The organism is Ancylomarina salipaludis, from assembly GCF_004122035.1.
GTDB lineage: Bacteria > Bacteroidota > Bacteroidia > Bacteroidales > Marinifilaceae > Ancylomarina > Ancylomarina salipaludis.
On sequence record NZ_SAXA01000002.1, the window covers coordinates 72,722 to 85,670 of the forward strand.

10 protein-coding genes are annotated in these 12,949 nt (G+C 36.0%); 4 read left to right on the forward strand and 6 right to left on the reverse strand.

Annotated features, from left to right (window positions below; translation table 11 throughout):
- Nucleotides 1-32: 32 nt before the first annotated feature.
- The 3 genes from EO244_RS02555 to purE form a co-directional block, all read right to left on the reverse strand.
- Nucleotides 33-2,093: a helix-hairpin-helix domain-containing protein gene (locus EO244_RS02555; RefSeq protein ID WP_129252644.1), complete on the reverse strand. Its 2,061-nt coding sequence runs from the start codon at nt 2,091-2,093 to the stop codon at nt 33-35.
- 9 nt (nt 2,094-2,102) lie between these two features.
- Nucleotides 2,103-2,918, reverse strand: coding sequence for a PorV/PorQ family protein (locus EO244_RS02560; protein WP_129252646.1), 816 nt, complete (start codon nt 2,916-2,918; stop codon nt 2,103-2,105).
- 172 nt (nt 2,919-3,090) lie between these two features.
- Nucleotides 3,091-3,594 carry a 5-(carboxyamino)imidazole ribonucleotide mutase gene (purE, locus tag EO244_RS02565; protein WP_129252647.1) on the reverse strand — a complete coding sequence of 168 codons (504 nt, stop codon included), beginning with the start codon at nt 3,592-3,594 and terminating at the stop codon, nt 3,091-3,093.
- Nucleotides 3,595-3,999: 405 nt separating this feature from the next.
- Here purE and hpt point away from each other — a divergent pair, with 405 nt between their 5' ends.
- The 4 genes from hpt (at nt 4,000) to EO244_RS02585 (ending at nt 7,242) form a co-directional block, all read left to right on the forward strand.
- Nucleotides 4,000-4,539 (forward strand): hypoxanthine phosphoribosyltransferase, encoded by a 540-nt coding sequence (hpt, locus tag EO244_RS02570; RefSeq protein ID WP_129252649.1) that lies wholly within the window; start codon nt 4,000-4,002, stop codon nt 4,537-4,539.
- Nucleotides 4,540-4,608: 69 nt separating this feature from the next.
- Nucleotides 4,609-5,271, forward strand: a complete 663-nt coding sequence (locus tag EO244_RS02575; RefSeq protein ID WP_129252651.1) for an adenylate kinase — start codon at nt 4,609-4,611, stop codon at nt 5,269-5,271.
- A gap of 86 nt (nt 5,272-5,357) precedes the next feature.
- On the forward strand, nt 5,358-6,374 hold the full coding sequence (gene obgE / locus EO244_RS02580) for a GTPase ObgE (RefSeq protein WP_129252653.1): 1,017 nt from the start codon (nt 5,358-5,360) through the stop codon (nt 6,372-6,374).
- Nucleotides 6,375-6,552: 178 nt separating this feature from the next.
- Nucleotides 6,553-7,242, forward strand: a complete 690-nt coding sequence (locus EO244_RS02585; RefSeq protein ID WP_129252655.1) for a phosphatase PAP2 family protein — start codon at nt 6,553-6,555, stop codon at nt 7,240-7,242.
- On the opposite strand, the gene EO244_RS02590 is transcribed toward EO244_RS02585, so the two are convergent.
- The 3 genes from EO244_RS02590 to EO244_RS02600 form a co-directional block, all read right to left on the reverse strand.
- A complete protein-coding gene (locus EO244_RS02590) occupies nt 7,183-8,313 on the reverse strand; it encodes a PepSY-associated TM helix domain-containing protein (RefSeq protein ID WP_164977389.1) in 1,131 nt (376 codons plus the stop codon). The two genes, EO244_RS02585 and EO244_RS02590, sit on opposite strands and share 60 nt — an antisense overlap.
- Nucleotides 8,314-8,402: 89 nt before the next feature.
- Nucleotides 8,403-10,793 (reverse strand): TonB-dependent receptor, encoded by a 2,391-nt coding sequence (locus EO244_RS02595; RefSeq protein ID WP_129252659.1) that lies wholly within the window; start codon nt 10,791-10,793, stop codon nt 8,403-8,405.
- A gap of 556 nt (nt 10,794-11,349) precedes the next feature.
- Complete coding sequence (locus tag EO244_RS02600) at nt 11,350-12,804, reverse strand: TrkH family potassium uptake protein (protein WP_129252661.1); 1,455 nt, start codon at nt 12,802-12,804, stop codon at nt 11,350-11,352.
- Nucleotides 12,805-12,949 lie beyond the last annotated feature (145 nt).

Consider the following 12,949-nt stretch of genomic DNA (forward strand, 5'->3'; position numbering starts at 1 on the left):
CGCCAGAGATGGTGGCATTTTTTTTCTGCTTATTAGAAAGTCAATTTTAACTGAAGCTTAAGTTCTGATTTTGTGTTGCCTGAAATTTCTGAATTCCCCGATCCCAGGCTTTCAGTATGGGTATATTGTGTACGGGTATATCGTAAATACAGACTTGCTTTTCGATTAAATTTGTATCTGAAATTGAGATAAAAACGAGAACCTTTATTGTAATAGGCTGGTATGGAAAAGGCATAGAGAATATCATTTTCGTAGGCGTAAATTCGACTGTTGTATGAGTCTGTATCGAAAAGGGCATAGCGAATATTTGCTGTAAATGGGAATCTGCTGTGGTGGTAAATAAGGTCTTGATAAATTAGATAGCCTCTTTCTTTTTCTTGTTTTGCATATTCTGATAGTTCGAATCGATTTCTAATTTCCCAGTTTTCATTTATGATGGCTGATAGATGCAGACGGTATTGTTTTTTATTCAGATTCACAGGCGTTTTAATCTTTGTGTCATTTGTGTTTTCAGGTTTTTCTTCTTGTTTGAATCTGAAGTATATTGAAACATTCTTGTTTGGCTTGTATTCTACTTGGGTAAAGAAATCGTGACCAGCTGACGGGGAATCGACCCTGTATTTTAACCAGGGAAATTCATACAAGTCATAATAGGAGAGTAAGGTCCACTTAGGGTAGGGGTGAAATTCCATACCCAAATAAAACCCTGTTTCATTTTGAGTTTCTGATTGTTCGCCAAAACCATTACCATATAGCGAATGGTAATCTTTAGCGTAATTTCTATAGATGGCCTCAACAACTAACTGTGGGTGTGCTTGAAACTGCAAGCCTTGCAAATAGGCTTTCCCCCCTGATTTACTCTGAGCAAGTTCCCCGTATAAATGCATCGATTTAAGTCGTGTTTCATAGTAGACACTCATATTATAAGTCTGTTCCCCGGATAAGTCGAAGATTTTATTTAGTTCTGATTTGTTGGAGGCAAGTGGTGGTGATAAGGTCGATTTGATAAAACAGGTTCCAATTTCAGTTTGATCAAAATTCCAAATGAGCCTGCTTCCCCAGACCAATTCCTCTAACTGATCTTTTTTATTAAACTCGTTTTCATTACGGTGAAGTCCGGTATTAATAAGACTTTGGGTGAAGTTATTTTCGATGTTGGCATCTCTTTTTTTATTAGAAACAAAGCCAGTGAAGCTTAAATTCTTCATTGGTTTGATTTCCACAGCTCCCCCTCTGAAAAATAGATTTTCATCTGTTGAATGATAGGCTTTTATTCCTTGTTGTCGTTTGGCATTGTGAGTGGTGAAGCTTGATTTTTTGCTGGCTAAACCAGACCAAACACTTAAGCCCTGTCCAAACCTAATGTGGTAGTCGCCAAGGTTTAGTTGTTGAATAATCCCATTTCCCTTGTATTCTGCAAATACTGAATAGAAGTCGAAACCCTGCGAATTATTGGCTTTGAAAAAAGGTTCGCCGGCATCGTTCTCAGCTGTAAATCCAAAGCTTGTGTTTTTTTTAGGAGAAATGTATTTGTAGCGTGTATAATATTTCCATGCATTACCCAAATATTGGCGATTATTTTCAGGACTTGGGGCTTCACTATCTTCGTTTGGGAAAGACGATTCATATCCTTTTTCATTTTCTAAAGTTCGCTGGCTTCTTAGTAAAATAAAATGTTTGGCACGCCCATGTTTGTTTGGGCTAATCTCCTGTTTAGTTATTTCCAGACTCACGAAAGGGATAATATTTTGTAGTGTGCCATAATTAAAGCCATCCAAAAGCCTTAATTCATAAAAACTGTAGATGAGGCCATTGTTTTTTCTGTATTCTAGGAGGTTCTGAATTTGGTACTCTGAAAGGTAGAATAGGCGTTCCAGTTCTTGTTTGTTTGCTGTGTTCAGATTAATCGGGTTTTCATATAATTCATTGAAATTTTCAAGAAGCGTTGTGTAGTCCAGACTTTCATCACTGTTTTCAGCAATCGTTTCTATCATTTTTTCGATAATATCATTTTTATTAGCTGTGTTTTGAGCCAATAGTCTGTGACTCAAACAAACCAAGATAATCATCATATAAAATGAATGTCGAAGCATGCTTGAAAGTTAAAATGAGATATTGAGATCGAGTGATGGGGTATAACCCAGATTTTGATGTTTTGAATAGGCCAAATTCATATGGATTAGCTTGTATTTATAGCCGAGCCCCAAATTGATTTGGTTGGGGTGATTTAATGCTCCTAATCGGATAAATAAATCGTTTAGGACTTGGTACTCCAAACCCATTTTTAGACGAATATCATAGTCAAAATCCTTTTGTACTTCTGCGTTGATGCTGGTTTCTTTGGATAGATTCCATGAAAAACCGAGTCGTGCAATTGTTGGGAGGGCTTCGTCGAAATAAAAGGTTTCAAATTTTTCCTGTGTGGGATTAAATATATGGAAGCCCAAATAAAAATCGGAGAAGAGTTCGGCCAACAAACCAATTTCAAAATTATATCGGGTTTGATCGCCGTAAGTTTGATTCATTTTAATTTGAAGCTGATTGATTTGAACACCTGCCCATAAGCGTTTGCTTAGGGTTTTGGAGTAACCTAATCCAATTTTACATTCTTTGTACAAATCAGATCCGAATTGGGAATAGTTGAGGTTGAAACCACCAAGTTTTGTGGGTAAATACAGAGCAATTGCTTTTGTGCTTAAGTCGCTAATTTGAAAACGATTCTCGTAAAACACGCCCAGATGTGTTCCTTTTAATCTGGCTAATGCAGCTTGATTGTTGAAGCTGGCCCAAAGATCAGATGATGCAACCGAAGCTGTGCCCATGGCAGCAGATCGTGCACCTGCCAGATGGTTTTCTGTGGAGGCAAAAGTCAGTTGATTTAGCAATACTAAAAAGAGGATGAGTTTGATCGATTTCATTGCTAAGTGTTTAAAGATCAAACATGAAGTTACTATGGAAAATTTACTATGTCAAATAATAATATATTTTTTTTTAGTGTTAATTGTCTGGCTTATAGAGAAAAACCGAAAAGCGATTAACTCACTTTTCGGTTTTTGAATGTTATTTTTTGAATCGAGATGATGTTTGAAATCAAACGCGATACTCATATTTTACTGTAGCTAAATCTTCATTTGCCTTTACAATTTTTTGTTTCAGGCTTTCTTTAAATTTGATGACCTCAGCTTGCAGAGCCTCATCACCCGAAGCAATAATTTGAGCCGCCAAAATACCCGCATTCATGGCACCGTTAATTGCTACGGTTGCAACAGGAATTCCAGGAGGCATTTGAGCAATTGCAAGTAAAGCATCCATGCCGTCAAGGCTGGCTTTAATAGGGACACCAATAACAGGAAGTGGAGTCATAGCAGCAATCACACCAGGAAGATGAGCAGCCATACCAGCGCCGGCGATAATGACTTTAATTCCATTATTCATTGCATTTTTTGCAAAAACTTCAACTTCTTCTGGTGTACGGTGTGCTGATAGGGCATTTATTTCGAAGGGAATCTTAAAATCGTTTAGAATTTGGGCCGCTTTTTCCATAACCGGAAGATCAGAAGTACTCCCCATGATAATACTAACTTTCGCTTTCATCGTGTTTTAATTGGTGGATTTATAAAATAAATAACAAAAAATTGTACTTTTGTCGCCAAGTAAGAATTGTTTTAGTTCTATATGATCAACAAACATATGGTTGCTTTTGTATAAGGCAAAATTGGAAAAAATATATGGATGTTACATTATGGATTTAAAACTTTTTTTTTATCCCTTATTTATTCTATTTTAATGGATTACTTATTTAGATTTAAATTTAATAAGCAATTTTAGAGAAGAGGAGATTTAGAAAAGTTAATTTTTTCAGATTGAACGAAAGCAGATTACTTAGACAATAAACTGAAATATTAATCGCCTTAAAAGAAGAATGAATTTTTCTTATAAGGATTTTGAAGAGGCGAACTCTTTCCGATAAATTGGGAAGACAAATAAAATTGTAAACAGATGAAAACTGTAAAACTTCTTGATAGAGAGTTTAGAGTATCTATCCCGGCAGAAAAGATTGATAAAGCTATTACTGAAATGGCTGAGAAGATGAACAAGGATCTTGCTGGAAAGAATCCTATGTTTATTTGTATTCTTAATGGATCGTTTATGTTTGCATCAGACTTGATGAAACAGATAACTGTTGAAAATGCAGAAATCACATTTATGCGTTTAACTTCATACGAAGGTATGGGAACAACAGGTAAAGTGAAAAAGTTGATGGGTTTTACTGAAGATTTAAAAGATCGTACTGTCGTTATTCTTGAAGATATTATTGATACAGGAATTACTATGGAGAATACCCTGGCTCAAATTGAAGAATATAAAGCTAAAGAAATTTTAGTGGCAACCATGTTGTTTAAGCCTGATGCTTTGAAACGTGATATTAAAATTGACTATGTTGGTCTTGATATTCCTAACGATTTTATTGTTGGGCGCGGCTTGGATTACGATGGAATTGGACGAAACTTGCCGGATGTTTATACAGTTATTGACTAAATTCATTTGTGAGTAGTCAGATTTCGATTACTCTGATGATTTATATATGAATTGGACTTCTTCTTAAAAATGTGTAAGTATTTTTTAAGAAGAAGTGTTTTGGTTTATTTTATACAGCATTTTGTGTCTATGTTGAACATCATTATGTTTGGGCCTCCGGGGTCGGGTAAAGGGACTCAGTCTAAATTATTGCAAGAAAACTTCAATTTGATTCATCTTTCAACCGGAGATGTTTGTCGGGATGAAATGAGTCATGCAACTCCTGAAGGTTTAGAAGCCAAAAGATTAATTGATGGAGGAAACTTTTTCCCGGATAAATTGGCTTATCGAATCGTGGAGAAATTTTTGGATCAGCATAGCGAAGAAGGTGGTGTTGTATACGATGGTATCCCTCGTCATTTGGGTCAGGTTGAAACCTTTGCCGAAATGCTGGCAAAAAGGAATGGTCGTGTTGATCTGGTTGTTGAATTAAAGGTTGAAGAAGAAGACCTGATTCAGCGTTTACTCGAAAGAGGCAAGTCATCCGGACGACCAGATGATAGCGGACGAGACGTTATCTTGAAGCGATTGCGAATATATGATGAGGTGACTTCTCCTATTGCCGATTATTATAAAAAACAAAATCTTTACCATGCCGTTGATGGTATGGGAACTCTCTCTGAGGTTTTCGAACGAATAGCTGTCTTGGTTAAGAAAGTTTGTTCGGAAAAAGATCTCAATATCGTATATTAAAGTACGAATTTTCATAAAATACAACCTCAGTTGTATTTTACTAGTGCAAATCACACATTGCTGCACAGCTAAAAAATCATAAGATAATGGCAGGATCTAACTTTGTAGATTACGTAAAAATATTTTGTCGCTCTGGTGCCGGAGGGCAAGGATCGGCTCACCTTCACCGAGATAAGTTAACCATGAAAGGGGGACCTGATGGTGGTGATGGTGGTCGTGGAGGCCACGTTATTATTAAAGCTAACGCACAACTTTGGACATTGATTCATCTGAGATTTAGCCGACACGTTTTTGCTAAAGATGGGGGATCTGGTGGACAGAGTCGTAGTACAGGATACGAGGGTGAAGATCAGATTATTGAAGTGCCTTTGGGAACCGTTGCTCGTGATGCAGAAACGGGTGAAGTTATTTTTGATGTGACTGAAGATGGCGAGAGTAAAATTCTTGTCAAAGGTGGACGAGGAGGTTTGGGTAACTGGAATTTCCGTTCTTCAACCAATCAAACGCCACGCTATGCTCAGCAAGGAGAGGAGCGTGTTGAACGTGCCGTTATTCTTGAGCTTAAAGTCTTGGCTGATGTTGGTTTGGTGGGTTTCCCAAGTGTTGGAAAATCGACACTTCTTTCAGTTGTTTCGGCAGCCAAACCAAAAATTGCGGATTATCCGTTTACAACTTTAGTACCTAATCTGGGAATTGTTGGTTATCGCGATAACCGTTCGTTTGTTATGGCTGATATTCCGGGAATTATTGAAGGTGCTCACGAAGGTCGTGGACTTGGTTTGCGTTTCTTACGTCATATCGAGAGAAACTCCGTTTTGTTGTTTATGGTTGCTGCCGATAGTGATAATATTCATAAGGAATACAAAATTCTTTTGAATGAATTGAAACAGTTTAATCCGGAGCTGTTGGATAAAAAACGCTTGTTGGCTATTACCAAATCCGACATGCTGGATGAGGAATTAAAGGATGAAATTCGTCTTGATTTGCCGAATATTCCTTATACTTTTATTTCTTCGGTTGCTCAACAAGGCATTGTAGAGCTAAAAGATATGCTTTGGAATGCGATTAATGAAGATAATGAAACAGCCCCAAAAGCTGAATAGATAAGATATTTGTTTTGTAATGTAGGCTTGGTGTTGTTTATACCAGGCCTATTTTTTAATACAGAAATAAAAGACTGTACAATTCCAAATTTTTATTATGCAATAAAAGCATACTGCCTCGCGTTAGAAAAACTGGCTATTAAACACTCAACAATTAAGCTCATTATTTTTAATAACTATGGAAACTTTACTTCAATTTGATAGAGAACTACTCATTTGGTTTAATTCTTCACACAGCCCGTTTTGGGATGTTATCATGATGTTTTTTACACGAATTGAATTTTGGATTCCATTTTTTATTCTGGTTACCTATCAGATATTTAAATATAAGAGTAAAGAAGCGTGGTGGTGGTTGATTGGTATATCTTTTCTGATCTTATTTGGAGACTTGATTTCGAACTACTTATTCAAAAATATTCTTCAGCGCCTACGTCCAAGTCATGAACCTACGCTTTATGGAATTGTTAACTTGGTGAAAGCTTATTCGGGTGATCAGTTTGGTTTTGTTTCATCACATGCGACGGCCGTTTTCGCTTTCGCGATATACACAGCAAAATTATTTAAGAATAATATTTACTCGTTGTTTGTTGGTATTTGGGCTATACTCATTGTTTATACCCGTTTGTATTTAGGACTTCATTATCCTGGAGATATTCTTGGAGGAATGGCCTTAGGCTTGGGATTAGGCTACTTCTTTTACAGAATCACTCGCTGGTGGGTTTATCGTTTGTATCCTCAAAAACCCTTTGCGCGTTATAAGCAGGTTTTAGAAAATTCTGATGCCGGTGTTTTGATTGCAGTTGCCGCTTTAGAAATACTTACAATTTCTTTTGTTGCTCTGAAGTTGTTGGAATTGGATTTTTTTTAGTTGTTTTTTTAAAAAAAGGAGGTAACCTGAAAGGGGGAGTGAAGCACCTAATAAACTCAGGGCAAAAACAAATATTTTGCCAAGAATACCTCCTAAACTTCCTGTATGTATGTCGTAATTTAATGATTTGAGTTTTTGAGCAGCGCTTCTTTTTGTGTCAGAAATTGTGTCTAGAATTTCGCCTGTTACAGGGTGTGCATAATAATTATGAGCAAAACCGAATCGATCATCATCAATACAAGAAATAACACGGATTGGTGAATCTGATTTCTGAGGAATAAAAAAAATATTCAGTCCAATGTTATCCGAGTTTAATGTATCCAAATGAGTTTTTATTTTGTTAAGACTTATTTCCTGAAAGTTTCCTTCAACCAGATGAATATTCTTTATTTCTTTTTTATAACCAGGATCGATAAGGCTATAAATGAACTTCTCATACTTTGGGAAAGTCCACACGAGTCCAGTTGTGCAACTGATGAGTAAAGGTATTATCAGATATAAACCTAAATTGCTGTGTAGTCGAAATGTTTGTGCTTTGCCTCTCAGCGAAAGCTTGACATTTCGAAATGGCTTATCCTTAAGCATGCTTATTTTTTTCGGAAACCACAGGATGAGACCTGTAAGTAAGGAAATAGAAAAGAGAATTACACAATAGCCAATAATTTGTTTGCCTATTGGATTAGGGAGTAAGAGATGGCGGTGGAGCCCTAAAATAATACCCCAAAAGCTTGATTTATCTTTGTAATCTTTAAGAATTTCTCCTGTATATGGATTCAAGTATGTTAGATGCTTTTCACCTTGTTTTGAACTCATAATACGAACTGACTTCTTGGCAGATTGAAAGTCATAAATGCGTATAATAGGAGCGTCGGAATAAGCTTTAAATTTTGTCACAAGTGCAGAAAGTTCCAGTTTTTGCTTGTTTATAGCTTTAACTGAGACATAGGGCATACTATCGTTTACCTCTTTTTTAAAGGTATAGATACTTCCCGTAATACAAACAATAAATACGACTAAGCCGCTACCTAAGCCTATTATTTTGTGAACTTTACTGGCAAGATTTTTTAACATACCCATTCTCTAAATAGAAGCAAAAGGAGTTGCATTCTTATCGTAAAAGAACACAATTCCTAAAGCTTGATGATTAAAATGAAATGAATTTAAAACGTATATGAAACACTTAGTTTTGTGTTTGCACCTTCACCAGCTGGACTCTGGCTTCTTAAAGGAGCAGCCCATTGTGCTCGTGCTGGCAAATAGAATTCATTAAGTAAGTTATTTATTGATAGTGAAATAGAGAGATTTTCTTTCGCCTGAAAAGAACTTGAGAAATTAAGAAGTGTGTAGCCATTTACAGGTGCCTCAAGATAATTATATTTCCAACCACCATTACCATCAGAAACGGGTTTGAAACGCTTACGATCGCCAATGTGGATCATGCGAAGAGTAGTTGTTAGTTTATGACATGGTGTAACAGTAATATAAGCTGTAAACTTAGAGGGAGCAATCACATCGCCACCAATATAACTTAAATCATTCTTGTTATCTTTTGGATGTTTAAGACCTTCTACATATGTGTACGAAGCTCCAAATAATAATAATTCATTCAAATATTTAAAGTCGAGAGAAAATTCAGCACCAAATATTTTTTGTGGTAGAGGGGATAATTCAAAACGATTGGTTTCGTCATTAAAATTCACGCCTGTTCCATAGTTGGATGTAGAATAATATCCAACTGCTTCCGCCTTAACATGATCAAATGTTGAAAGAAAACCGAATTCGTAATTATTTGTCACTATCGCTTTTAGATTAATGTCATTTACATTTGTTGCAGAGGCCCCTCGAAGTGTAGCTCCCAAATCGGGAAGAGAAAAACCTTGAGAGTAATTTACGAATGGAATGAACTTGTTATTTTCGATATATCGAATACCAAAATTAAAAGAGGTGTTGTTGAATTTTAAATTATCACCTTTAACATTAACGGGGTCACTAAAATTACCATTGGATTTGGGATCGTATGGAAGGGTTGTATAATCTTCAACCTTAAGATTCATCTTATCATATCTTACACCTGTTTTAATACTCCACGCATCTTTAATCTTAATGTTTGTTTGGAAATAGGGAGCTAAGCTAATCATATTTAAGTTTGGGACCCAAAGTCGACCATCTAAAAGCCCCTGATTTGTCTTGTCTTTCAAAATATCCAAACCATAAGTTAAGTCTGTTTTAATTTCTTTTGAAATGTGAAGGCTTGTTTTGAAATTTGGTCGGAAACCATACTTCTCTGAGTTAATTACAGATTGACCACCATTTTCAAATTTATCAGAATAGAAGAAAATATTTTTCGATTTCTGGTAATAAACATCAGTGCCAAACGTTGTGCTCTCGTTAAAAATATCTCTGGCTTGATAGCTAAGACGTAGGTTTGTGTTTGTGGGTCCATTTGGTTTATTTAAATCGGGAGTTTCACTAATTTCACCATATCCATGATTTAGAATATAGTCTCCTTTTTCGTTTAAAACGTCAATGTCTGCATTTACCGGCGAGAAAGGTGAATCTTGACGAGACTGGTAGTGACTCGCAACGAAACTTAAGTCCTGTGTTTGAGAAAGTCGGTAATCAATCTTACTTAATGCGCTTACAATCTCAGCATTGTCTAACCCATAAGTAGGTAACAGAGGTTTTCCCTCAGCATCGTATTTGTTTCCAGTCTTTTCATAACTTCCGCTCACATAGTAAGATAATTTGTTAAGTTTTCCTTTTAAAGACTGATAAATTCCAAAGCCCTGTGCATCCTTAGTTTTTGATAAGTTTGAAGTTCCCCAAGTCTGAGTGGTTCCTTCAATCTTGCTTTCAGTACGGTTCTTTTTAGTGATGTAGTTGATAAAACCACCATCTCCACCATTCCCATATATTGAAGTTGCCCCCTTAATAACCTCTACTCGGTCAATATCGTTTGGGTTGATCGATTTCATTCCCACTTTCCCGTTTCTCAAAGTGGTTGACTGTGGTATTCCATCTACCATTACCAAGAGATTTCTGCCTCGAAGTGTTTGTCCCCAATTCGATGAGGTGCCTGTACTTGGTGCTAAGCCAGGTATATTGAATTCTAATATTTCATTGATGTTACTTGTGCTTTGAATATGATTTTTTAAAGTTTTAGAATTAATGATGCTTATTGAGGCAGGAATTTCAGATAGTTTCTCTGGATTTCTACTGGCTGATATCACAACTTCGTTCAATAATTCGTTATTAGGTTGCAGTTGTACATTTAATTGACTGGTTTGATTATTGACAATTGTCACCTCTTTTGAAAGAGTATTATAGCCAAGCATGCTTATTTTAATGGTCCAAATGCCTTCAGGTATGTCCTTAATTATAAAACTGCCTTCAAAATCAGTTGAGGTTCCTATCTTTAAATCTGGAAGCCAAATACTACTTCCGGGTAGTGCTAAATTATTTTCATCTATAACTGTTCCTTTTAGAAAGTTTTGACCGAACGATACGGTGCTTAATACGATAAGTACTATGAGTACGTAAACTTTATTCATGGTGATTTTTTAATTGAAATGCCTTAATATTTCCTAATTTGCAGACAAAAATAAAGCATCACGAACTCCTTTAAAATACCATATTATAGGTATTTATTTAGTCTGACTTTAGATAGGGTTTGAGCAAATTTAAAGTTGGTTTCCCAGTTTGTTAAGAAAATTTAGGTCTTTAGTCTTTTTAACTTGTTCTTATTAGTAAAACAAAGAGACTCGTTGAATAGCTTTATAGTGCTCTTAAAAAGTGAGGCAAAAATATTCAAATGATTGATGGAATGTTTCAATCGAATAATGTGAATTATTAAAGGGGATTCAATAAGTTGTATCGCTTTTTCCTTCTTTGATTAGTTTGATCACCATCTATGAAGACGATGTATCTCTGACTTGCGATAACAAGAGGGAAATAGGCTGTGATGTAAAGTCAAAGCCCTATTCCTAATAGTTGAATAGTATTTAAGTTGTCGAAATCAATGATTAAGGCGTATGTGATTTTTACAAATAATAAGATGAAAAGGCTTATTGGAATCACTTTTTTTAATCATTGTTCAATAAGTTTGGTTTAATTTTTATACTCTTTCCAAAAGCTTGGTGTAAACATCACAAGGAAACTCAAAACTTCGAGTCGGCCGATAATCATAAGGATAGGGAGGATAATTTTTGCAACATCAGTAAGGTGAGCAAAGTTTGATGCTGGTCCCACGGTTCCAAGCCCCGGACCGATACCTCCCATGCAGGTAATGGAAGCACTAAAAGCACTTGCCGGATCGAGCCCCGTTGCCAACAGGCACATACCACCTACAAAAAAGATGAGCAGATAGATAAAAATGAAGGTGACTATAGCTTGTACTTTATCTTCTGAAATACTGGTTTTATTTATCTGAATAGATTTAACATGATGGGGGTGTAAAATCTGATTGAATACTCTTGAAATCGCTTTGAATGCGACGACATGCCTGATCACTTTGATACCTCCTCCTGTTGAACCGACACAGGCACCAACAAACATGAGTAAAAAGATAAGCAACCAACAAAATTGATTCCATTGTAAATAATCAGCAGATGCAAATCCTGTAGCTGTAATTATTGATATTACCTGAAAAAAGGAATCGCGAAAAGCTTGTTCGAAAGGCAAACCCTGCTTAAAATAAAGGGTAAGGCTGATACAGGATCCCACAAAAAAGATAATGCCCAAATAGACTCTTAATTCAACATTGTTGATTACGCTTTTAAAACGACCTTTTAAAAGTCCGTAGTGCAGGGCAAAATTAATACCTGATACCAGCATAAAAAACATCATGACATATTGTACAAAAGGAGAATAGAAACCTGCACTGGCATTTTTTGTTGAAAAGCCTCCCGTAGCAATACTGGCAAAAGCATGACATAAGCTTTCGTAAAAGTTTACGCCACCCATCATTAATATGACTGTCATAATGGCCGTTAGAGCAATATAAATACCCCATAGTCGTTTTGCCATCGAAGAGGTTTTGGGTTTTAATTTGCTGGAATCGATGCCTGAAGATTCGCTTGAAAAGAGACGGTAAGAAGCTATTCGAAGTGATGGAAATATGGCAACTGTGAGAACAATAATTCCCATTCCACCTATCCAGTGAGTCAGACTTCGCCAATACAAAACCGATTTTGGTGCAGCTTCAATATCAGCAAGAATGGATGATCCGGTTGTTGTGAAACCTGATATCGATTCGAAAAGGGCATCAACAAAACTTGAGGTTGTGTGGCTTAGCCAAAAGGGAAGCGAACCCGCAATACCCATGATGATCCATGCTGAGGAAGCAACAATATAGGCTTCTTTAGGACCAATTTCTTTTTTATATCGTTTGGTAAATAATATTAAGATCAATCCAATTATCAAGGGAATGGCTATAGATTCTTCAATAGCAGGTAAGATGCTGTTTTCGTGAAAATAGATGACCCATGGAATGATAGTCATCATGAAAATAGCGATTATCAGAAGTATACGTCCTATGATGTTTAGGACAAATTTAAAATTCATATAGCTCTAAAATTTAGGCTGCAAAAGTAAATAAATATTACAAAGCGGATCTTTAAAATTACTAATAATTATAGGATTTTTTATGCAATGGTTGGCATCTTACATCAATTGTCATCATTTGCATGTGCTTGATTCTGAGCTTAAA